The organism is Streptomyces sp. NPDC060194 (assembly GCF_042728285.1).
Lineage (GTDB): Bacteria > Actinomycetota > Actinomycetes > Streptomycetales > Streptomycetaceae > Streptomyces.
In genome coordinates this window covers 1-21,611 of the sequence record NZ_JBHWZH010000104.1, presented here as the reverse complement: position 1 = coordinate 21,611, position 21,611 = coordinate 1, and the positions used below count along the sequence as shown (strand labels likewise).

21 protein-coding genes are annotated in these 21,611 nt (G+C 73.7%); 13 read left to right on the top strand and 8 right to left on the bottom strand.

Features of this window, described 5'->3' with window-relative positions:
- Positions 1 to 97 precede the first annotated feature (97 nt).
- The 4 genes from pheS (at position 98) to ACFWEG_RS21155 (ending at position 6,027) form a co-directional block, all read left to right on the top strand.
- Entirely contained in the window at positions 98 to 1,228 is a 1,131-nt protein-coding gene (gene pheS / locus ACFWEG_RS21170; protein WP_387217364.1) for a phenylalanine--tRNA ligase subunit alpha, read from the top strand.
- Entirely contained in the window at positions 1,228 to 3,756 is a 2,529-nt protein-coding gene (gene pheT / locus ACFWEG_RS21165; RefSeq protein WP_387217361.1) for a phenylalanine--tRNA ligase subunit beta, read from the top strand. Before pheS ends, pheT begins: the two co-directional genes overlap by 1 nt.
- Before the next feature lie 335 nt (positions 3,757 to 4,091).
- Entirely contained in the window at positions 4,092 to 5,444 is a 1,353-nt protein-coding gene (locus ACFWEG_RS21160; protein ID WP_387217359.1) for a transcriptional regulator, read from the top strand.
- Between the two features lie 52 nt (positions 5,445 to 5,496).
- Positions 5,497 to 6,027 (top strand): NUDIX domain-containing protein, encoded by a 531-nt coding sequence (locus ACFWEG_RS21155; protein ID WP_387217357.1) that lies wholly within the window; start codon positions 5,497 to 5,499, stop codon positions 6,025 to 6,027.
- A gap of 24 nt (positions 6,028 to 6,051) precedes the next feature.
- On the opposite strand, the gene ACFWEG_RS21150 is transcribed toward ACFWEG_RS21155, so the two are convergent.
- Together ACFWEG_RS21150 and ACFWEG_RS21145 are read right to left on the bottom strand one after the other, a co-directional pair.
- Positions 6,052 to 6,312, bottom strand: coding sequence for a hypothetical protein (locus ACFWEG_RS21150; protein WP_387217355.1), 261 nt, complete (start codon positions 6,310 to 6,312; stop codon positions 6,052 to 6,054).
- Between the two features lie 149 nt (positions 6,313 to 6,461).
- Positions 6,462 to 7,322 (bottom strand): 3-hydroxybutyryl-CoA dehydrogenase, encoded by an 861-nt coding sequence (locus ACFWEG_RS21145; RefSeq protein ID WP_387217367.1) that lies wholly within the window; start codon positions 7,320 to 7,322, stop codon positions 6,462 to 6,464.
- 153 nt (positions 7,323 to 7,475) lie between these two features.
- On the opposite strand from ACFWEG_RS21145, the gene ACFWEG_RS21140 reads away from it, so the two are divergent.
- A complete protein-coding gene (locus tag ACFWEG_RS21140; protein ID WP_387217352.1) occupies positions 7,476 to 8,723 on the top strand; it encodes a glycoside hydrolase family 10 protein in 1,248 nt (415 codons plus the stop codon).
- A gap of 118 nt (positions 8,724 to 8,841) precedes the next feature.
- Here ACFWEG_RS21140 and ACFWEG_RS21135 read toward each other — a convergent pair whose 3' ends face one another.
- Positions 8,842 to 9,768: a DMT family transporter gene (locus tag ACFWEG_RS21135; RefSeq protein ID WP_387217350.1), complete on the bottom strand. Its 927-nt coding sequence runs from the start codon at positions 9,766 to 9,768 to the stop codon at positions 8,842 to 8,844.
- Here ACFWEG_RS21135 and ACFWEG_RS21130 point away from each other — a divergent pair.
- A complete protein-coding gene (locus ACFWEG_RS21130; protein ID WP_387217348.1) occupies positions 9,767 to 11,191 on the top strand; it encodes a PLP-dependent aminotransferase family protein in 1,425 nt (474 codons plus the stop codon). The genes ACFWEG_RS21135 and ACFWEG_RS21130 overlap by 2 nt on opposite strands.
- A 7-nt stretch (positions 11,192 to 11,198) precedes the next feature.
- Here the strand turns inward: ACFWEG_RS21130 and ACFWEG_RS21125 are convergent, their stop codons facing one another.
- The 3 genes from ACFWEG_RS21125 to ACFWEG_RS21115 form a co-directional block, all read right to left on the bottom strand.
- Positions 11,199 to 11,633 carry a DUF6314 family protein gene (locus ACFWEG_RS21125; RefSeq protein ID WP_387217346.1) on the bottom strand — a complete coding sequence of 145 codons (435 nt, stop codon included), beginning with the start codon at positions 11,631 to 11,633 and terminating at the stop codon, positions 11,199 to 11,201.
- A gap of 64 nt (positions 11,634 to 11,697) precedes the next feature.
- Positions 11,698 to 12,120, bottom strand: coding sequence for an RNA-binding S4 domain-containing protein (locus ACFWEG_RS21120; protein WP_387217343.1), 423 nt, complete (start codon positions 12,118 to 12,120; stop codon positions 11,698 to 11,700).
- A 10-nt stretch (positions 12,121 to 12,130) separates the two neighbouring features.
- Positions 12,131 to 12,679 carry a CGNR zinc finger domain-containing protein gene (locus tag ACFWEG_RS21115; RefSeq protein WP_387217341.1) on the bottom strand — a complete coding sequence of 183 codons (549 nt, stop codon included), beginning with the start codon at positions 12,677 to 12,679 and terminating at the stop codon, positions 12,131 to 12,133.
- A 56-nt stretch (positions 12,680 to 12,735) separates the two neighbouring features.
- Between ACFWEG_RS21115 and ACFWEG_RS21110 the strand changes: the two genes are divergently transcribed.
- Positions 12,736 to 13,968 carry an MFS transporter gene (locus ACFWEG_RS21110; RefSeq protein WP_387217338.1) on the top strand — a complete coding sequence of 411 codons (1,233 nt, stop codon included), beginning with the start codon at positions 12,736 to 12,738 and terminating at the stop codon, positions 13,966 to 13,968.
- On the opposite strand, the gene ACFWEG_RS21105 is transcribed toward ACFWEG_RS21110, so the two are convergent.
- The gene (locus ACFWEG_RS21105; protein WP_387217335.1) at positions 13,965 to 14,462 is read right to left on the bottom strand and encodes a peptidylprolyl isomerase; all 498 of its coding nucleotides are present in this window, start codon (positions 14,460 to 14,462) and stop codon (positions 13,965 to 13,967) included. The genes ACFWEG_RS21110 and ACFWEG_RS21105 overlap by 4 nt on opposite strands.
- 113 nt (positions 14,463 to 14,575) lie before the next feature.
- Between ACFWEG_RS21105 and argC the strand changes: the two genes are divergently transcribed.
- From argC to ACFWEG_RS21080, 5 genes are read left to right on the top strand one after another with little or no spacing between them, the layout of a single operon-like run.
- Positions 14,576 to 15,604, top strand: coding sequence for an N-acetyl-gamma-glutamyl-phosphate reductase (gene argC / locus ACFWEG_RS21100; RefSeq protein ID WP_387217332.1), 1,029 nt, complete (start codon positions 14,576 to 14,578; stop codon positions 15,602 to 15,604).
- Positions 15,601 to 16,752, top strand: a complete 1,152-nt coding sequence (argJ, locus tag ACFWEG_RS21095) for a bifunctional glutamate N-acetyltransferase/amino-acid acetyltransferase ArgJ (RefSeq protein WP_387217330.1) — start codon at positions 15,601 to 15,603, stop codon at positions 16,750 to 16,752. The genes argC and argJ overlap by 4 nt, the downstream gene beginning before the upstream one ends.
- Positions 16,749 to 17,672: an acetylglutamate kinase gene (gene argB, locus ACFWEG_RS21090; protein ID WP_387217328.1), complete on the top strand. Its 924-nt coding sequence runs from the start codon at positions 16,749 to 16,751 to the stop codon at positions 17,670 to 17,672. Before argJ ends, argB begins: the two co-directional genes overlap by 4 nt.
- Positions 17,669 to 18,850, top strand: a complete 1,182-nt coding sequence (locus ACFWEG_RS21085) for an acetylornithine transaminase (protein ID WP_387217326.1) — start codon at positions 17,669 to 17,671, stop codon at positions 18,848 to 18,850. The genes argB and ACFWEG_RS21085 overlap by 4 nt, the downstream gene beginning before the upstream one ends.
- Before the next feature lie 21 nt (positions 18,851 to 18,871).
- Complete coding sequence (locus ACFWEG_RS21080) at positions 18,872 to 19,408, top strand: arginine repressor (RefSeq protein ID WP_387217323.1); 537 nt, start codon at positions 18,872 to 18,874, stop codon at positions 19,406 to 19,408.
- Between the two features lie 10 nt (positions 19,409 to 19,418).
- Here ACFWEG_RS21080 and ACFWEG_RS21075 read toward each other — a convergent pair whose 3' ends face one another.
- Entirely contained in the window at positions 19,419 to 20,000 is a 582-nt protein-coding gene (locus ACFWEG_RS21075) for a pyridoxamine 5'-phosphate oxidase family protein (RefSeq protein ID WP_387217320.1), read from the bottom strand.
- Between the two features lie 142 nt (positions 20,001 to 20,142).
- On the opposite strand from ACFWEG_RS21075, the gene argH reads away from it, so the two are divergent.
- The gene (argH, locus tag ACFWEG_RS21070; RefSeq protein ID WP_387217318.1) at positions 20,143 to 21,573 is read left to right on the top strand and encodes an argininosuccinate lyase; all 1,431 of its coding nucleotides are present in this window, start codon (positions 20,143 to 20,145) and stop codon (positions 21,571 to 21,573) included.
- Positions 21,574 to 21,611: the final 38 nt, after the last annotated feature.

Below are 21,611 nucleotides of genomic sequence, written 5' to 3'. Positions count from 1 at the left end.
GGGTGGGCGCGTTCGCCCACCCCGTGCCGGTCGCACCAGGCACGTTCGCGGCCCCCGCGGGTCGCCCTCAGCCAGCCAACCGGAAGCACGGGAAGAGATGTCGGCACCGAACAAGTCGTACGACCCAGTCGAGGTCGAGGCACTGAAACCGGAAGAGATCGAGCGCATGCGGGACGAGGCGCTCGCCGCCTTCGCCGCCGCCGGCGACCTCGAAACGCTCGCCCAGGCGAAGAGCGCGCACGCCGGGGGCACCTCGCCGCTGTCGCTCGCCAACCGCGAGATCGGCGCCCTGCCGCCCCAGGCCAAGGCCGCCGCGGGGAAGCTCGTGGGCATGGCCCGCGGCGCGGTGAACAAGGCCCTCGCCGCCCGCCAGGCCGTCCTGGAGGCCGAGCGCGACGAGCGCGTCCTCGTCGAGGAGGCGGTGGACGTCACGCTGCCGTACGACCGCGTCCCCGCCGGCGCCCGCCACCCCCTCACCACGCTCTCCGAGCGCATCGAGGACGTCTTCGTCTCCATGGGCTACGAGGTCGCCGAGGGCCCCGAGATCGAGACGGAGTGGTTCAACTTCGACGCCCTGAACATCGGGCCCGACCACCCCGCGCGCGGCATGCAGGACACCTTCTTCGTCGAGGGCGCCACCGGAGAGGGGTCCTCCGACGAGGCGGGTCTGGTCCTGCGCACCCACACCTCGCCCGTGCAGATCCGCTCCATGCTCGACCGCGAGCCGCCGCTGTACGTCGTCTGCCCCGGGCGGGTCTACCGCTCCGACGAGCTCGACGCCACGCACACCCCGGTCTTCAACCAGGTCGAGCTGATCGCCATCGACGAGGGCCTGACCATGGCCGACCTCAAGGGCACCCTCGACCACATGGTGCAGGCGCTGTTCGGGGCGGGCATGAAGACCCGGCTGCGGCCGAACTTCTTCCCGTTCACCGAGCCGTCCGCCGAGATGGACATGGTCTGCTACGTCTGCCGCGGCGAGTCCGTCGGCAACGCCGACCGCCCCTGCCGCACCTGCTCCTCCGAGGGCTGGATCGAGCTGGGCGGCTGCGGCATGGTCAACCCGAAGGTGCTCACCGCCTGCGGCGTCGACCCCGAGAAGTACAGCGGCTTCGCGTTCGGCTTCGGTATCGAGCGCATGCTGATGTTCCGCCACAACGTCGAAGACATGAGAGACATGGTCGAGGCTGACATCCGTTTCACCCGGCCGTTCGGGATGGAGATCTGATGCGGGTCCCGCTTTCCTGGCTGCGGGAGTACGTCGACCTCCCCGCCACCGAGACCGGCCGCGACGTCCAGGCCCGGCTGGTCTCCGCCGGCCTGGAGGTCGAGGCCGTCGAGCAGCTCGGCGCGGGCCTCAAGGGCCCGCTCGTCGTCGGCGAGGTCCTCACCATCGAGGAGCTCACCGGGTTCAAGAAGCCCATCCGCTTCTGCACGCTCGACGTCGGTCAGGCCAACGGCACCGGCGAGCCGCAGGAGGTCGTCTGCGGCGCCCGCAACTTCGCCGTCGGCGACAAGGTCGTCGTGGTCCTGCCCGGCGCGGTGCTGCCCGGCGACTTCGCGATCGCCGCGCGCAAGACGTACGGCCGGACCTCGCACGGCATGATCTGCTCCGGCGACGAGCTGGGCATGGGCGACGACGGCAGCGGCGGCATCATCGTGCTCCCGCCGGAGCACGAGGCCGGCACCGACGCGATCGAGCTCCTGGAACTCGTCGACGAGGTCCTCGACATCGCCGTCACCCCCGACCGCGGCTACTGCCTCTCGATGCGCGGCGTCGCCCGCGAGACCGCCACCGCCTACGGCCTGCCGCTGCGCGACCCGGCGCTCATCGACGTGCCCGTGCCCGACGGCGCCGGCTACCCGGTCGAGATCGCCGACCGGGCCGGCTGCGACCGCTTCACCGCGCGGACCGTCACCGGCGTGAACCCGGAGGCGGCCAGCCCGATCTGGCTCAAGCGCCGGCTGCAGAAGGCCGGCATGCGGCCCATCTCGCTCGCCGTCGACATCACCAACTACGTGATGCTGGAGCTCGGCCAGCCACTGCACGCCTACGACAGCTCCCTGGTCGAGGGCACCATCGGCGTCCGCCGCGCCACGCCCGGCGAGAAGATCACCACGCTCGACGGGGCCGAACGCGTCCTGGACGCCGAGGACCTCGTCATCACCGACGACAGCGGGCCGATCGGCCTGGCCGGCGTCATGGGCGGGGCGAACACCGAGATCGCCGCCCCGACCCGGGACGAGGAGACCGGCGCGTCCACCGGCACCACCGACATCGTCGTCGAGGCCGCGCACTTCGACCCGGTCTCCATCGCCCGCACCGCCCGGCGCCACAAGCTCTCCTCCGAGGCGTCCCGGCGCTTCGAGCGCGGCGTCGACCCGCAGGCGACCTCAGCGGCCGCCCAGCGGACCGTCGACCTGCTCGTGCTGCTCGCCGGCGGCACGGCCGGTACCGGCGTCACCGAGATCAGCGCACCCGCCGCCCCGCACAGCATCGTCATCCCGGCCGACCACCCCGACCGGGTCGCGGGCGTCGCCTACGGGCGGGAGACCGTCGTCCGGCGCCTCCAGCAGGTCGGCTGCGACGTCTACGGGCAGGACGGCCTGACGGTCACCGTGCCGTCCTGGCGGCCCGACCTGACCGACCCCAACGACCTCGCCGAGGAGGTCATCCGGCTGGAGGGCTACGAGAACCTCCCCTCCACGCTGCCGACCCCGCCGCCCGGGCGCGGACTCACCGCCTCCCAGCGGCTGCGCCGCCGGTTCGGCCGGGCCCTCGCGGGCGCGGGGTACGTCGAGGCGCTGAACTACCCGTTCCTCTCCGAGCAGGTCTTCGACCAGCTCGGGCTGCCCGCCGACGACGCCCGCCGGAAGGCCGTCCGGCTCGCCAACCCGCTCTCCGACCAGGAGCCCGCGCTGCGCACCACGCTGCTGCCGGGCCTCCTCGCCGCGCTGCGGCGCAACGACGGACGCGGCAGCCACGACCTGGCGCTCTTCGAGACCGGCCTGGTCTTCCGGCCGACCGGCCAGGAGACCGCCCCCGTGCGGCTGCCCGTCGACCGGCGGCCGAGCGACGAGCAGCTCGCCGGCCTCGACGCGGCACTGCCGGACCAGCCGCGCCGGGTCGCCGTCGTGCTCGCCGGGGCGCGCGAGCAGGCCGGCTGGTGGGGCCGGGGCCGCCGCGCCGACTGGGCGGACGCCGTCGAGGCGGCCCGCACGGTCGCCCGCGAGGCCGGTGTCGAGCTGACCGTCCGGGCCGACCGGCACGAGCCGTGGCACCCGGGCCGCTGCGCCGCGCTGTACGCGGTGATCGACGGCGAGGAGACGCTCGTCGGGCACGCCGGCGAGCTGCACCCGCGGGTGATCAAGGCGTTCGGCCTGCCGGAGCGCACCAGCGCCATGGAGGCCGACCTCGGCCTCCTGGAGAAGGCGGGCGCCGGCGTGGTGGTCGCCCCGCGCATCTCGACCTTCCCGGTCGCCACCCAGGACGTGGCGCTCGTCGTCGACGCCTCCGTCCCGGCGGCCGACGTCGAGAGCGCGCTGCGCGAGGGCGCGGGTGAACTCCTGGAGTCGCTGCGGCTGTTCGACGTCTTCACGAGCGAGCAGCTCGGCGCGGACAGGAAGTCGCTGGCGTACGCGCTGCGCTTCCGCGCGGCCGACCGGACGCTGAAGGCCGAGGAGGCCTCCGCGGCCCGCGACGCCGCGGTCGCCACGGCCCACGAGCGGACCGGGGCGGTGCTGCGCGGAGCCTGATCCGCCGCGGTACGGCATGGACGAGGGGCGGGCCCGCAAGGGTCCGCCCCTCGCGCGTGTGCGGAAGGCCTGCACCAGCGCTGTGCCCGCCCCGCCGAGGGAGTGCCGGGCACGGCGGGGCGGACGGGGGACCGGGCCGTCGCACTGTACGAGGGGGAGCCGACGGCCCGGTCGCCTCGCCGGGGGCGGGTGGGCTCCCGGGAGGCGTTCCAGTCAACCGGTCCGCGCCCGGCCGCGGAAGGCGCGCGGCGCGGAGCCTCGGGTGTTCCGTTCACACCCCGTGCGTTCGGGTTTCGGGACTACTCTGTGCTCCATCGCTCTGACGGAGGGCAACGATGCAGCCCAACACCCTTCTGGACGCCATCCTCGACGAGGCGGGCATCTCCCGCGCGGGGCTCGCCGCCCGCGTCAACCGCGCCGGCGCGGCCCGCGGCCTCCTGCTCCGCTACGAGCACACCGCCGTCTCCCGCTGGCTCAAGGGGCAGCGGCCGCGCGGCCAGGTCCCCGACCTGCTGTGCGAGGTGTTCTCCGCCCGGCTGCACCGCCCGGTCACCCTCGACGACATCGGCCTTGGCCTGCCCGGGCAGGGCGGCGAGTCGGCGGCCCTGGCGGCCGGATCGCCGCTGTCCGGCTTCGTCGAGCGGGCGACCGCGCTCTGGCGCTCCGACGAGCAGCAGCGCCCGCACGTCATCGACGCCCCCGCCGTCACCGGCACCCCCGCGGTGATGCCGGTCTGGGAGTGGGAGAACCCGCCGGAGGACGGAGACGTCTCGCGCGGCGGCCGCACCCGGGTCACCCGCGCGGACATCGACATGCTGCGCTCGGCCCGGGCCCACTACGAGCAGATGTACCGCCGCGCCGGCGGCATGGCGACCCGCACCCGCATCGTCGGCTTCCTCAACGCCGAGACCGCCCCGCTGCTCCGCGGCGCCTACACCGACGAGACCGGCCGCCAACTGCACCGCGCCACCGGCGGACTGGTCTCCATCGCCGGCATCTGCGCCTACGACTCGAACGCCCACGGCCTCGCCCAGCGCTACTTCCACCAGGCGTTACGGCTCGCCAAGGCCAGCGGGGACCGCGGCCTCGGCGCCTACGTCATCGCCCTGCTCGTCAACCAGGCGCTCCACCTGCGCGAGTACCGGCAGGCCGTGGCCTTCGCCGAGGCCGCGCTGCGCGCCGCCGGCCACGGCATCACCGACGCCCTCGCCGCCGACCTCTACGCGATGCAGGCGAAGGCGTACGCCCGGCTCGGCGACGCGACGACCGCGCTGGACTGCATCCGGCGGGCGGAACGGGCGGCGGGCCGCATCGCGCGCTCCGGCGAGCCGGACGAGACCGGCTACGTCCAGCCGGGTCTGGTCAACGTGCAGGTGGCGGAGGCGTTGCTGAGCCTGGGCGACCTGCCGGCCGCGCGGGAGCACGCCACCGCCGCCGTCGACACCCCGGCGCACGACCGGGGGCGCGTGCACCGGCTCGCCATGCTCAGCCACGTCGAACTGCGCTCCGGCGAGCCCGACCGGGCCGTCGTCACCGCGACCCGGATGGCCGAGCAGGCGCGCGGGATGGAGTCGCAGCGGCTCCGCGACCGCCTGCGCGCGGTCCGCGAACACCTGGTGCGGAGCGGAACGGCCGGTACCGCAGAGGCGGCCGAAGTCATCGACGGGGCGCTGCGCGTACCGCTCTGAGCCCGATTCCTGCTGCCATGTTGCCATCAACCGATCGGAAGGTGGCAGAAACGTGCAGTGGACAAAACTCAACGAACAGAGTGTGTACGGGAACCGGTGGTTCCAGGTGAACCTGGCGGACGTCGAGCTCCCCGACGGCAGCCACCTGGACCACTTCCTCATCCGGCTGCGCCCCGTCGCCGTGGCCACGGCCGTCAACGAGGCCAACGAGGTGCTGCTGCTGTGGCGGCACCGGTTCATCACCGACAGCTGGGGCTGGGAGCTGGCGGCCGGCGTCGTCGAGGACGGTGAGGAGATCGAGGCGGCCGCGGCCCGGGAGATGGAGGAGGAGACCGGCTGGCGGCCCGGCCCGCTGCAGCACCTGATGACCGTCGAGCCGGCGAACGGGCTCACCGACGCCCGCCACCACATCTACTGGTCGGACTCCGCCCGCTGGACCGGCCACCCGGCGGACGACTTCGAGTCCGACCGGCGGGAGTGGGTTCACCTCAAGCTCGTGCCCGACCTGGTGGCCCGCGGGGAGGTGCCGGCCGCCAACATGGCGGCCGCGCTCCTCCTCCTGCACCACCTGCGGCTGGGCTGACGCGCCCACCGGTGGCGCGCTCGGCTAGCGGCCGATCGCCTGCCAGATCGCGACCGCCAGTGCGCCGACCGCGGTCAGCGCCGCGATCGCCGGCAGCGGCCAGCGGTTGTGCTCCAGTGCCACCACTCTGGCGTTCAGCTCCGCGACGTCCTTGGCCGTCTGGTCCACCCGCTGCGCGTGGAGGGCCAGCCGGCCGTCGACGTGGGCGAGCCCCACGTCCAGGGTGCGGCGCAACTCGGCCTGCTCTTCGGATATCACGGGGATGTGCCCCGGTTCGCTGGTCACGGTCCGCTCCTCTGCCGGCAGATGTCGTCGCCTGACTGTCCATCAGGGCCAGTCAACCCCTGCGCCCGACCGGGCGGGAGAGTGTGCGCGAGGCATATGCGGGTCCGGCGTTCACACCGGGTGTGAACGCCGGGAGCGGGGGGCGGGGCTCAGGCGTACGGGTAGAACCCCGACCCCGTCTTCCGGCCCAGCCGCCCCGCGTCGACCATCCGCTGGAGCAGCGGGGGAGCGGCGTACAGCGGCTCCTTGTACTCCTCGTACATCGAGTCCGCGACCGAGCGCACGGTGTCCAGGCCGATCAGGTCGGCGAGCTTGAGCGGCCCCATCGGGTGGGCGCAGCCCATCTCCATGCCGTTGTCGATGTCCTCGCGGCTCGCGATGCCCGACTCGAACATCCGGATCGCGGAGAGCAGGTAGGGGATGAGCAGCGCGTTGACCACGAATCCGGAGCGGTCCTGGGCGCGGATCGCGTGCTTGCCGAGGACCTTCTGCACCAGCTCCTCGGAGCGGCGGATCGTCTCCTCGCCGGTGGTCAGCGCCGGGATCAGCTCGACCAGCTGCTGCACCGGCGCCGGGTTGAAGAAGTGGATCCCGATGACGTGGTCCGGGCGGCTCGTGGAGACGGCCAGCTTCACCAGCGGGATGGAGGAGGTGTTGGAGGCGAGGATCGCGTCCGGGCGGGTCATCACCTGGTCGAGGACCTGGAAGATCTCCGTCTTGACCTGCTCGTTCTCCACGACGGCCTCGACGACCAGGTCGCGGTCCGCGAACTCCCCGAGGTCCGTGGTGAAGGTGAGTCGGGCCAGCGTCGCGTCCCGCTCCTCCTCGCTGATCTTGCCGCGCTCGGCGGCCTTGGAGAGCGAGTTGTACAGCCTGGTCCGGCCGATCTCCAGCGCCTCGCCGGTGGTCTCGGCGACCCGTACGTCGAGCCCGGCGCGGGCGCAGACCTCCGCGATGCCCGCGCCCATCTGGCCGCAGCCCACGACTCCGACACGGGTGATGTCGGTCAGGGAGTCCGTCACGTCCAGCCTTTCGCAGATGATCTTTGCGGGCAGGTCCACTCATTTGGTCCCCGGCGCCCGCCACGACCCTTGACGTTACCTCCGGCCTACGGATGAATGTCGTGCCGGGTTGACAGACACTCACCGATCAGAGGGTGGAAGATGACACATTCGGGAGCTTTCGGTCGCAGGAGTCTCATCGCGGGAGCGGCCGCGGTGGTCTCCGGAATCGTTCTCTCAGGCGGCCCGGCGGCCGCCGAGGACCGGGCCCGGGGCGGCTCGGGCCGCGTGCCGAAGGTGAAGCACGAGATGCGCGGTATGTGGGTGGCGACGGTCGTCAACATCGACTTCCCCAGCAAGGCCGGCCTCACCGCCGACCAGCAGCGCGCCGAGCTGATCGCCCAGCTCGACGTGGCCGTCGCGCGCAGGCTGAACGCCGTGGTCCTCCAGGTCCGGCCGACGGCCGACGCGTTCTGGCCGTCGTCGTACGAGCCGTGGTCGGAGTACCTCACCGGTGTCCAGGGCCAGGACCCGGGCTGGGACCCGCTGGGGACGGCCGTGGAGGAGGCGCACAAGCGCGGCCTGGAGCTGCACGGCTGGTTCAACCCGTACCGCATCGCGATGCACGCGGACCCCTCCCGCCTGGTCGCCGACCACCCGGCCCGGCTGCACCCGGAGTGGGTGGTGCCCTACGGCGGGAAGCTCTACTACAACCCCGGTCTGCCCGAGGTCCGCGAGTTCGTGCAGAAGGCGATGCTCGACGCGGTGCACCGCTACGACCTCGACGCGGTCCACTTCGACGACTACTTCTACCCCTACCCGGTGGCCGGCCAGTCGTTCGATGACAACGATGCCTACGCCCGTCACGGCGCCGGTTTCCCGGACAAGGCGGCCTGGCGGCGGGACAACACCGACCAGCTGATCCTGGGCATGGCGAAGGGGATCAAGGAGACCCGCAAGGGGGTCAAGTTCGGCATCAGCCCCTTCGGGGTCTGGCGGAACAAGGCCACCGACCCGGCCCTCGGCTCCGACACCCAGGCGGGGGTGCAGACCTACGACGACCTGTACGCCGACACCCGCAAGTGGGTGCGGGAGAACTGGATCGACTACATCGCCCCGCAGCTCTACTGGAACATCGGCCTGGCCGTCGCCGACTACGCCAAGCTCATCCCGTGGTGGGCGGACGTCGCGGCGGGCACCGGGACCGACCTGTACATCGGTGAGGCGGTCTACAAGGTCGGCCTCGCCGGGCAGCCGGCGGCCTGGCAGGACCCGGCGGAGCTGTCGAAGCACCTGACGCTGGCGGCGGGCCGGCCGGAGGTGAAGGGGCACATCTTCTACTCGGCGAAGTTCATGAAGAGCGACCCGCTCGGAGCGGTGTCGAAGCTGGTCGCCGACCACTACAGCTGAGGCGGGGCCGGCGGCCGGGGGGAGCACTCCTCCCGCCCGGCCGCCGTCCTGCGTGCGCGCCGCCGCGTGCCCGCGGCGGGGCCGCCGTCCCGGTCCCGCCGGATCCGCGCGCCCGCCGTCACGTCCGGGCGCGCTGGGTCACCGCGATGCAGACGAGGACGGCGACGGCGGCCGCGGGGGCGGCGGGGGAGAGGCGCTCGCCGAGGAGCAGCACCGACCACACCAGCGTGAGCAGCGGCTGCGCCAGTTGGAGCTGGCTGGCCCGGGCCACCCCGATCGCCGCCATCCCCCGGTACCAGACCACCAGGCCGAGGAACTGCGAGCCGAACGCGATCCAGGCGAGGCCGACCACCCCGTGCACGGAGAGCCGCGCCGGCTCCAGGGCGAGGCCCGCCGCGGCCGCCGGGAGCGCCAGCGGGAGGCAGGCGACCAGCGCCCAGCCGATCACCTGCCAGCCCGGCATCTCCCGGGCCAGCCGCCCGCCCTCGGTGTACCCGGCGGCGCAGACCACCAGCGCCCCGAACAGGTAGGCGTCCCCCGCCGAGAGCGAGCCGCCGCTCTGCGCCACCGTGAAGACGACGATCACCGCGGCCCCGGCCAGCGCGGCGGCCCAGAACGTACGGGACGGGCGGTGGCCCGTGCGCAGGGCGGAGAAGGCGGCGGTCGTCAGCGGCAGCAGGCCGATGACGACCGCGGCGTGCCCGGTCGTCGAGGTCTCCAGGGCGAGGGTGGTGAGCAGCGGGAAGCCGACGACGACGCCGCCGGCGACGACCGCGAGTCCGGCCCGGTGGCGCCGCTCGGGTGGGCGGACCCGCAGGGCGAGCAGGCAGCCGAGCGCGAGGAGGGCCGCGAGGGAGGTCCGGGCGGCGGTCAGCGGCCAGGGGCCGAAGCTCTCCAGGCCCCACGCGGTGCCGGGAAAGGTCAGCGAGAACGCGACGACGCCCAGGGCGGCCAGGGCGACCCCGGAGCGGGACGCGCGCCCGGCCGGGGGAGCGGAGGGAACTGCTACCGGGACACGTCGGGTAGCGCTACTCTGTGTTGTCATGAACGAGCGTAGCAGTGTGGGTGAGTTGGCGAAAAGCCTGCGAAGGGAGCTGAACCGCTATCCTGAGGGTGGGAAGCTGCCGTCGAGTCGGGCGCTCGTCGAGCGCTTCCGGGTCAGTCCGGTCACCGTCTCCCGGGCCCTCGCCCAGCTCGCCGCGGAGGGACTCGTCGTCACCCGGCCGGGCGCCGGGGCCTTCCGGTCCGGGCCCAGGGCGGCCGCCGCCCCCGCCGGGGACACCTCCTGGCAGGAGGTCGCCCTCAGCGCGGACGGGGCGACCGACGCCGCCCCGCGCACGGTCGACGCGTCCGGGGTGCTCAGCACGCTCGCCGCGCCGCCGAGCGGGGTCATCGAGTTCAACAGCGGCTATCTGCACGCGAGTCTGCAGCCCGAGCGGGCCCTGGCCGGCGCGCTCGCCCGCGCCGGGCGGCGGCCGGGGGCGTGGGGGCGGCCGCCCACCGACGGCCTGCCCGAGTTGCGCGAGTGGTTCGCCCGCGGGATCGGCGGGGCGGTGACGGCGGCGGAGGTCCTCGTCACCGCCGGCGGGCAGAGCGCGCTGACCACCGCGCTGCGCGCGCTCGCCCCGCCGGGTGCGCCGGTCCTGGTCGAATCCCCCACCTATCCGGGCCTGTTGGCGATCGCCAGGGCCGCCGGGCTGCGGCCCGTCCCGGTGCCCGTCGACGCCGACGGCGTGCGCCCGGAGCTGCTGGAACGGGCCTTCGCCGCCACCGGGGCGCGGCTGTTCGTCTGCCAGCCGCTGTTCCAGAACCCGACCGGAGCGGTGCTCTCGGGGCCGCGCCGCTGCGAGGTCCTGCGAGTGGTCCGCGCGGCGGGCGCGTTCCTCGTGGAGGACGACTACGTCCGGCGGCTCGCGCACGACGACGCCGGGCCGCTGCCCCGGCCGCTCGCCGCGGACGACCCGGACGGGCACGTCGTCCACGTCGGCTCGCTGACCAAGGTGACCTCGCCCAGCCTGCGGATCGGCTGCGTGACCGCCCGCGGGCCGGTCCTGGAGCGGCTGCGGGCCATCCAGGTCGTCGACAGCTTCTTCGTCTCCCGGCCGCTGCAGGAGGCCACCCTGGAACTCGTCGGCTCCACCGGTTGGAGCCGCTATCTGCGGTCCGTGGCGCATGAGTTGACGGCCCGGCGGACCGCGATGGCGGCCGGGCTGCAAGGCGGCCTCCCCGAGCTGGCCCTCGCGCACGTCCCGTCCGGCGGCTACCACCTCTGGCTGCGGCTGCCGGACGGCTGCGACGAGGCCGCGTTCGTCCAGGCCGCGCTGCGGGCCGGGGTGGCGGTCGCTGCGGGCCGCCCGTACTTCGCCGCGGAGCCGCCGGCCGGGCACGTCCGGGTCAGCTACGCGGGGGTGGCGGGGGCAGGGGAGATCGCCGAGGGGCTGCGGCGGCTGCGGGCGTCGACGGGGTGACCCCCGGTCAGGCGCGGCGGTACTCCGTCACGAGCAGCAGGTCCTTCGCCGGGCCGCCCACCCGCCACACCGTCCGGAACGCGTCGGGGCCGGTGACGGTGAACTCGCCGTCGTAGCGGTCGGCGGCGCAGGGGTGGTGCGTACGGTGGCGGCCCGTGCGCAGGTCCAGGTCGTGGAACGGTCGGCCGTCGGCGAACCGCACGTCGATGGTCCCCGGCACCGCGCCCGGGACGTAGAGCAGGGTCCGCTCTGCGGGGCGGGTGGCGTCCTGCCAGGTGAACGCGCCCGACTCGTGGTGCAGCAGACCGGCGTCCGGGGGCCGGGCGGTGAACTCGGTGCGGCCGGTGAAAGCGCCCTCGTCCCCCGAGGCGAGGTCCCGCACCTCCCGCTGCACCAGCCAGCCTCCGGCCAGCCAGGTCAGCGCGTCGGGTACGGGGTGCATCGGGGCGGTCCTCCTCGAAACGGTGCTCCTCGGGGCAAGCGTCGTCGGGCGGCCCCGTCGCAGCCTACGTCCCGGGCGGCGCGCCCCGCGGTCGGCCGCCGTTCAGCCCGAGCTCCAGGCCCCGCAGCCGCTCCAGCTCCCGCCGGTCCCGCTTCGTGGGGCGGCCGGCGCCCCGGTCGCGCACCGGCACCGCGGCGACGGACTCGCGCGGCGGGGGCGGCGGGCTGTGGTCGACGTAGCACTCGACGGCGACGGGCGGTCCCACCCGCTTCCTCACCAGCCGCTTCACCTCGACGATCCGCTCCCGGCCCGCGTGGAAGACCCGCACCCTGTCCCCGGCCTTGACCGCCTGCGCGGGCTTCACCTGCGCCCCGTTCACCTTCACGTGCCCCGCCCGGCACGCCGCGGCCGCCTGCGACCGCGTCTTCGTCAACCGCACCGACCAGACCCACGTGTCCACCCGCACGGCACCCTCGTCTGCTGCCATACCCCCGACCCTACGCCCCCGCGCCCCGGCCCCCACCGGAATTCCGCCCCCTCCGGTGCTCGGCCACCCGCACCCTGGTCGCACACCGCCGCGAGCAGTACCGCTTGACCGGCCCCCCACCCGCATGCACGAACACCCGGCCGCACCCGCCCGACGCGCACACCCCGCCCGGCGGCCGCTGCCGGTCCCAGATCAGCACGGTCAGCGCCAGACACGACGACGCGAGGAACCACTCGCCCCAGGGCGCCTCGTCGTCGCTGTCCAGGTGCGGGTGCCACGGCGTCGACCCGTCGTGGGAGGTGAGCCGCAGCGGACCGGTGCGGGTGGCGAGCAGGCGGTTCAGGCGTGCGGCCGCCTCCGCGACGCTCGGTGCGGCGAACACCTCCCGCACCAGCAGCGCGGCCGCGCGCAGCTCGGCCAGCTGCTCGCCGGTGAGATCGATGGGCCCGCTCTCGCCGTGAGCGAGCAGTACGGCGGCGACCACGTCCGCCGACACGCCGTCCTCGGCCAGGGCGTTGACGAGATCGACGGTCCGCGCGGGAGCGGTGCGAGGCAGCATCGGCCGAATGTAACGCATCTAGCGGTGAACGGCGTCACGTTCGTAACGTCGCGAAGATGAGAAGCCGTTACCGCACGCCCCTGTTCCTGTCGGCCGCCGCCGTCGCCAGGACCGGCGACGACATGTCCGGGCCGGCGCTGCTGCTCGTCGGGCTCGCGGCGACCGGGTCGGCCGCCTCCGCCTCCGCGCTGCTCGGCGCGCTCACCGTCACCGCCGCGGTCGGAGGGCCGGCCGTCGGGGTGCTGCTCGACCGTTCGCCCCGGCCCGGGCGGCTGCTGGCGGGGGCGCTCGCCGGGTACGCGGCGGCGCTCGCGGTCCTGGTGCTCGCGATCGGACGGGCGCCGTCGGCCGTCTGCCTGCTGGTCGCGGGGGGTGCGGGGTTGCTCGGGCCGGCGGTGGCGGGTGGCTGGACGGCTCGGCTGCCGGAGGTGGTCGGGGAGAAGGGGCTGGCGCGGGCGTCCGCGTGGGACGCGCTGACGTACAACGTCGCCGGGCTGGCGGGTCCGGCGCTGGCGGGGGTGGTGGCGACGGTGGGCGGGGCCGGGGCGGCGGTGGGAGCGGCGGTCGCGTTGGTGGGGTGCGCCGCGCCGGTGGCCTGGGGACTGCGGGCGGCGCGGGGCGCCGGCGGGCGGGTCGTGGGTGCGGATCCGACCGCCGGGGTGATGCTCGTCGTGCGCCACCCCCCGCTGCGGCGGGCCACGTCGACCAGTGTGCTCACCTGCGCCGGCGAGGGCGCACTCGTCGCGACCGTCCCGCTGCTCGCCGCCCGCACACTCGGCGGCGCCCACCTCGGGGCGGCGGTACTGCTCCCGGCCGTCGCACTGTCGGCTCTCGCCGCGAACGCGGTGCTCGCGCGGAGGCCGGCCCTGCTGCGCCCCGACACCGTACTCGGGTACGGCCCGCTGCTGACCGCGGCCGCGCTCCTGACGGCCGCGGTGGCCGGTCACCCCGCCGTGCTCGTCGCGGCCGTGATCCTGCTCGGGCTCGTCGACGGCCCGCAGCTCACCGCGCTGTTCGCCGTGCGGCACCGGGAGACGCCCGCCGGGCTCCTGGCCCGGGTCGTCACGACCGGGGCGAGCCTCAAGCTCACCGCGTTCGGGTGCGGCGCCGCGCTCGGGGGCCTGCTCGCGGACCGGTCCGTGACCGTCGCCCTGACGGCCGCCGCCGCGCTCCACCTGCTCGCCGCCGCCGTGCACGCGGCCCTCGGGCGGCGCCCGGAAGAACGGGAAGGGCCGGCCGACGGGGAACGTCGGCCGGCCCGTCCGGACCCGCGGGGGAGCGGCGGCTAGAGGACGCCGGACTCGGAGATGGTGACCTTGGCCTTGGTGCGGCCGCTCTGGGAGCCGTAGCTCTCGATCTTCTTCACGAGGGCCATGCTGTCCTCGTCGGCGACCTCGCCGAAGACGACGTGCTTGCCGTCGAGCCACGAGGTCACGATGGTGGTGATGAAGAACTGCGAGCCGTTGGTGTTCGGGCCCGCGTTGGCCATCGAGAGCAGGCCGGGCTTGGTGTGCTTGAGCTGGAAGTTCTCGTCGGCGAACTTCTCGCCGTAGATGCTCTTGCCGCCGGTGCCGTCACCGCGGGTGAAGTCGCCGCCCTGGAGCATGAACTCGGGGATCACCCGGTGGAAGCTGGAGCCGGCGTAGCCGAAGCCCTTCTCGCCGGTGGCGAGCGCGCGGAAGTTCTCCACCGTCTTCGGGACGACGTCGTCGAAGAGGTTGAACACGATCCGCCCGGCGGGCTCGTCGTCGATGGTGATGTCGAAGTAGGCCTTGGTCGTCATGCGCCCCATTTTGGCACGCCCGCCACGCCCGCCCGGCCCGGGGCACACGCCGGGCTGATTGCATAAAAATGCACTCACCCGTATAGTCGTGCCATCGACGAGGAGGGTGACGGATGACCGTGCGGGTGGCAGTGGCGGGAGCGAGCGGGTACGCGGGCGGTGAGGCCCTGCGGCTGCTCGTCGGCCACGGGGGTGTCGAGATCGGCGCCCTGACCGGCAACAGCAACGCCGGGCAGCGGCTCGGCGCGCTCCAGCCGCACCTGCTGCCGCTCGCCGACCGGATCCTGGAGCCGACGACCCCCGAGGTGCTCGCCGGTCACGACGTGGTGTTCCTCGCCCTGCCGCACGGGCAGTCCGCCGCGGTGGCCGAGCAGCTCGGCGACCGGGTCCTCGTCGTCGACATGGGCGCGGACTTCCGGCTGAAGGACCCGGCCGACTGGGAGCGGTTCTACGGCTCCCCGCACGCCGGGACCTGGCCGTACGGCCTGCCCGAACTGCCGGGCGCGCGCGCGGCGTTGGCGGGCAGCAAGCGCATCGCCGTCCCCGGCTGCTACCCGACCGCCGTCACCCTCGCCCTGCTCCCCGCCTACGCCGCCCACCTCGCCGAACCGGAGGCGGTGATCACGGCCGCCTCCGGCACCTCCGGCGCCGGCAAGGCCGCCAAGCCGCACCTCCTCGGCAGCGAGGTCATGGGCTCGATGACCCCCTACGGCGTCGGCGGCGGCCACCGGCACACCCCCGAGATGAGCCAGAACCTCTCGGCCGTCGCGGGCGAGAGCGTCACCGTCTCCTTCACCCCCACCCTCGCCCCGATGCCCCGCGGCATCCTCGCCACCTGCAGCGCCAGGGCCGCCCCCGGCGTCACCGCCGCCGACGTCCGCACCGCCTACGAGAAGGCGTACGCCGACGAGCCGTTCGTTCACCTGCTGCCCGAGGGGCAGTGGCCGCAGACGGCCTCGGTGTACGGCTCCAACGCGGCGCACGTACAGGTCGCGTTCGACGCGCACGCCCACCGCGTGATCGCGATCAGCGCGATCGACAACCTCGCCAAGGGCACGGCGGGCGGCGCGATCCAGAGCATGAACATCGCGCTCGGACTCCCCGAGCACATCGGACTCCCCACGATCGGAGTGGCACCGTGAGCGTCACGGCAGCACAGGGATTCACGGCCGCGGGCATCGCGGCCGGGATCAAGACCAGCGGCGACCCGGACCTGGCCCTCGTGGTCAACACCGGCCCCCGCCGCGCCGCCGCGGGCGTCTTCACCTCCAACCGCGTCAAGGCCGCCCCGGTCCTGTGGTCCGAGCAGGTCCTCAAGGCCGGCGAGCTGGCCGCCGTCGTCCTCAACTCCGGTGGCGCCAACGCCTGCACGGGCCCGCAGGGCTTCCAGGACACCCACGCCACCGCCGAGAAGGCCGCCGAGGTCCTCGGGGTCGGCGCCGGCGAGGTCGCCGTCGCCTCCACCGGGCTGATCGGCGTGCTCCTGCCGATGGACAAGCTGCTGCCCGGCATCGAGAAGGCCGCCGGCGACCTCTCCGCGCACGGCGGCGAGAAGGCCGCCATCGCCATCAAGACCACCGACACCGTCCACAAGACCAGCGTCCACGAGGGCCCCGGCTGGACCGTCGGCGGGATGGCCAAGGGCGCCGGCATGCTCGCCCCCGGCCTCGCCACCATGCTCGTCGTGCTCACCACCGACGCCGACGTCGACGCCCCCGGCCTCGACCGCGCGCTGCGGGCCGCGACCCGCACCACCTTCGACCGCGCCGACTCCGACGGCTGCATGTCGACCAACGACACCGTGCTGCTCCTCGCCTCCGGCGCGTCCGGCACCACCCCCGACGAGGCCGCGTTCGCCGAGGCCGTGCGGACCGTCTGCGCCGACCTCGCCCGGCAGCTCATCGGCGACGCCGAGGGCGCGAGCAAGGACATCCGGATCGACGTCGTGAACGCCGCCACCGAGGACGACGCCGTCGAGGTGGGCCGCTCCATCGCCCGCAACAACCTCCTCAAGTGCGCCCTGCACGGCGAGGACCCCAACTGGGGCCGGGTGCTCTCCGCCATCGGCACCACCCGCGCCGCCTTCGAGCCCGACCGGCTGAACGTCGCCATCAACGGCGTCTGGGTGTGCAGGAACGGGGGAGTGGGCGAGGACCGCGACCTGGTCGACATGCGCTTCCGCGAGATCGTCATCACCGCCGACCTGGCCGCCGGCGACGAGAGCGCCACCATCTGGACCAACGACCTCACGGCCGACTACGTCCACGAGAACAGCGCGTACTCGTCATGAGCGCCCGCAAGCACACCGCGCTGCCCAAGGCGCAGACCCTCATCGAGGCGCTGCCGTGGCTGACCCGCCACCAGGGCAAAACCGTCGTGGTCAAGTTCGGCGGCAACGCCATGATCGACGAGGACCTGAAGGCGGCCTTCGCCCAGGACGTCGTCTTCCTGCACCACGCCGGCCTCAAGCCCGTCGTGGTGCACGGCGGCGGCCCGCAGATCAACAAGGCCCTCGACCGGCACGGCCTGGTCAGCGAGTTCAAGGCCGGCCTGCGGGTCACCACGCCCGAGGCGATGGACGTGGTCCGGATGGTGCTCGCCGGGCAGGTACAGCGCGAGCTGGTCGGGCTGCTCAACCAGCACGGCCCGCTCGCCGTCGGCCTGACCGGCGAGGACGCCCACACCATCACCGCCACCCAGCACTTCCCGCGGATCGACGGGGCCGCCGTCGACATCGGCCGGGTCGGCGAGATCACCGCGATCGACACCGGCGCGATCGCCGCGCTGCTCGCGGACGGCCGGATCCCCGTCGTCTCCTCGATCGCCCGCTCGGAGGACGACGGCCATGTCTACAACGTCAATGCTGATACGGCGGCTGCGGCTCTCGCTGCGGCGCTGGGCGCCGAGACCCTGATGGTCCTCACCGACGTCGAGGGGCTCTACGAGGACTGGCCGAACAGCGACGACGTCATCAGCCGCCTCACCGCCACCGAGCTGGAGAAGCTGCTGCCGGAGCTGGCCAGCGGGATGGTGCCGAAGATGCAGGGCTGCCTGCACGCGGTGCGCAACGGGGTCAACACCGCCCGGGTCATCGACGGCCGCGTCCCGCACTCGATCCTGCTGGAGATCTTCACGGACGACGGCGTCGGCACCATGGTCGTGCCCGACCCGGAGCCCGCCGCCGCGCCGCACGCCGAGGGGGAGTCATGAGCAACCAGGAACTGACCGGCCGCTGGCGGAACGCGCTCACGGACAACTACGGCACCCCGCGGCTCGCCCTGACCCGCGGCCAGGGCACCCAGGTCTGGGACGCCGACGGCCGCCGCTACACCGACTTCGTCGGCGGCATCGCCGTCAACGCGCTCGGCCACGCCCACCCGGCGGTCGTCGAGGCCGTCTCCGCGCAGGTCGCCCGGCTCGGGCACGTCTCCAACCTGTTCGTCGCCGAGCCGCCGGTCGCCCTCGCCGAGCGGCTGCTCCAGCTCTTCGGCCGCCCCGACGGCCGGGTCTACTTCGCCAACTCCGGCGCGGAGGCCAACGAGGCCGCCTTCAAGATCGGCCGGCTGACCGGCCGGACCCACATGGTCTCCACCCTCGGCGGCTTCCACGGCCGGACCATGGGCTCGCTCGCCCTCACCGGCCAGCTGACGAAGCAGGAGGGCTTCACGCCCCTCCCCGGCGACGTCACCCACGTCCCCTACGGCGACGTCGAGGCCCTGCGCGCCGCCGTCACCACCGACACCGCGTTCGTCATCCTGGAGCCGATCCAGGGCGAACTGGGCGTCGTCGTCCCGCCGGAGGGATACCTGCAGGCGGCCCGCGAGATCACCCGGGCCACCGGCACGCTGCTCGTCCTCGACGAGGTGCAGACCGGGATCGGCCGCTGCGGCACCTGGTTCGAGCACCAGGCGCACGACGGCGTCGACCCCGACGTCGTCACCCTCGCCAAGGGGCTCGGCGGCGGGCTCCCCATCGGCGCCACCGTCGCCTTCGGCGCGGCCGCCGAGCTGCTCCACCCCGGCCACCACGGTTCGACCTTCGGCGGCAACCCCGTGGCCTGCGCGGCCGGTCTCGCCGTGCTCTCCGTCCTCGACGGGCGGCTCGACGACGTCAAGCGGACCGGCGAGCGGATCCGCGAGGGCGTCGAGGGGCTCGGACACCCCCTGGTGTCCCACGTCCGCGGCTCCGGGCTGCTGCTGGGTATCGTGCTCACCGGGCCGTCCGCGGCACGCGTGCAGCAGGCGGCCCAGGACGCCGGCTTCCTGGTCAACGCGCCGGCCCCCGATGTCGTACGGCTGATGCCGTCGCTCCTCATCGGCGACGCCGAGGTGGACGCCCTGCTGCGGGCGCTGCCGGGCGTGCTCGACCAGGCACACGCGGAAGGCTGAACCGGAAGTGGGACGACGACGATGACCGAGGCGCACGAGTACGAGCACGGCGGCCCCGCCGTGCCGCAGACCCGCACCGCCCGGCACCGGCGGATCGTGGACATCCTCAACCGCCAACCGGTGCGCTCGCAGAGCCAGTTGGCGCGCCTGCTCAGCGACGACGGGCTGAGCGTCACCCAGGCGACGCTCTCCCGGGACCTCGACGAGTTGGGCGCGGTGAAGATCCGCAACACCGGCGGCGAGCTGATCTACGCCGTCCCCAGCGAGGGCGGCTACCGCACGCCCAAGGCCCCGCTGGGGGAGTCGGCGAAGGAGGAGCGGATGAAGCGGCTCTCCGGCGAACTGCTCATCTCCGCCGAGGCGTCCGCGAACCTCGTCGTCGTCCGCACCCCGCCCGGCGCCGCCCAGTTCCTGGCCTCGGCCATCGACCAGGCCGAGCTGCACGACATCCTCGGCACCATCGCCGGCGATGACACGCTGATGCTCATCAGCCGCGACCCGGCGGGCGGCCAGGCGCTCGCCGACCACCTGCTCCGGCTCGCCCAGACCGCCCGCTGACGCCGCCGGGTCAGCTCTCCCGCAGCGGCACCGGCAGCGGCAGGGCGGGCAGGCCGTCGACGCTCTGCCCGACGTACTCCTTGCCCTCGCAGTACGCGGCGAACTCCTCGTCCGTCTTCCGGCCGAAGTACTCGGCGTGCAGGGTGCGTTCCTCCTCGTACGCCATGAACGGCACCGCGAACCCGCAGGAGTCGCTGACCCGCTCGGCCCGCACGAGGACGATCGCCCGAGCTGCGGGACCGTCCGCGTCGCCGAAGAGCTTCACCAGCTCCTCCCAGCGCCGGTCGTCGCGGAAGACGGGCTCGCCGGTGCCGTGCACCCTGAGGATCTTCGGCGGTCCGCTGAACGCGCACCACATCAGGGTGATCCGGCCGTTCTCCCGCAGGTGGGCGATGGTCTCGGCGTGGCTGCCGCCGAAGTCCAGGTAGGCGAGGTTCAGTTCGTCGATCACGACGAGCGTCCCGGCCCGGCCCTTCGGCGAGAGGTTGACGTGCCCGTCACCGGAGAGCGGGGCGGAGGCGGTGAAGAAGACCGGCTGGTCCTCGATGAAGGCGCGGAGTCTGGCATCGATCCGTTCGTACAGCTTTCCCATGGGGTGATTATCGGAGCGGCGGGTGACGCCCCGCCGCGCATTCCAGTGCGTGGACGCGACGCCCGCGCTTTGACGAAACATACGGTGCACTGCATACTTATGCCTACTGCACGGTGTGCCCGATCGTCCGAGGAGCGATGAGTTGAGCAGCAACAACAGCGGTGACGTCCGGCTCTGGGGCGGCCGCTTCGCCGACGGCCCCGCCGAGGCCCTGGCCAAGCTCTCCGCGTCCGTCCACTTCGACTGGCGCCTCGCCCCGTACGACATCGCCGGCTCCCGCGCCCACGCCCGCGTCCTCAACAAGGCCGGTCTGCTCACCGACGACGAGCTGACCCGGATGCACGAGGGCCTGGACCGGCTCCTGGCGGACGTGTCCGACGGCTCGTTCACCGGCACGATCGCCGACGAGGACGTCCACACCGCGCTGGAGCGCGGCCTCCTGGAGCGGCTCGGCGCCGACCTCGGCGGCAAGCTGCGGGCCGGCCGTTCGCGCAACGACCAGGTCGCGACCCTCTTCCGGATGTACCTGCGGGACCACGCCCGGATCATCGGCGGCCTGGTCGCCGACCTCCAGGACGCGCTGGTGGGACTCGCCGAGGCCCACCCCGACACCGCCATGCCCGGCCGCACCCACCTCCAGCACGCCCAGCCGGTCCTCTTCGCCCACCACGTCCTCGCGCACGTCCAGTCGCTCTCCCGCGACGCCGAGCGGCTGCGGCAGTGGGACGAGCGGACCGCGGTCTCGCCGTACGGCTCCGGCGCGCTCGCCGGGTCCTCGCTGGGGCTCGACCCGGAGGCCGTCGCCGCGGACCTCGGCTTCGAGCGCGGCTCGGTGGGCAACTCCATCGACGGCACCGCGTCCCGCGACTTCGTCGCCGAGTTCGCGTTCGTCACCGCCATGATCGGGGTGAACCTCTCGCGGATCGCCGAGGAGGTCATCCTCTGGAACACGAAGGAGTTCTCCTTCGTCACCCTGCACGACGCGTTCTCCACCGGCTCGTCGATCATGCCGCAGAAGAAGAACCCCGACATCGCCGAGCTGGCGCGGGGCAAGTCCGGCCGGCTCATCGGCAACCTCACCGGGCTGCTCGCGACCCTCAAGGCCCTGCCGCTCGCCTACAACCGCGATCTCCAGGAGGACAAGGAGCCGGTCTTCGACTCCTGCGACCAGCTGGAGGTCCTGCTGCCGGCGTTCACCGGCATGATGGCGACCCTCACCGTCCACCGGGAGCGGATGGAGGAGCTGGCACCGGCCGGCTTCTCGCTCGCCACCGACATCGCCGAGTGGCTGGTCCGGCAGGGCGTGCCGTTCCGGGTCGCGCACGAGGTCGCCGGGGAGTGCGTCAAGGTCTGCGAGCAGCAGGGCATCGAGCTGGACGAGCTGACGGACGACCAGTTCGCGAAGATCTCCGAGCACCTCACGCCGGAGGTCCGCACGGTCCTGGACGTCCCCGGCGCGCTCGCCTCGCGGAGCGGCCGGGGCGGGACGGCGCCGTCCGCCGTCGCCGTGCAGCTCGCCGAGGTCAAGGCGGACCTGGCCGTCCAGCGGGAGTGGGCGGACGCGAAGCGCTGAGCCCGGCGGGCGGGGCGGGAAGGGGGCCGGGGCGTGAT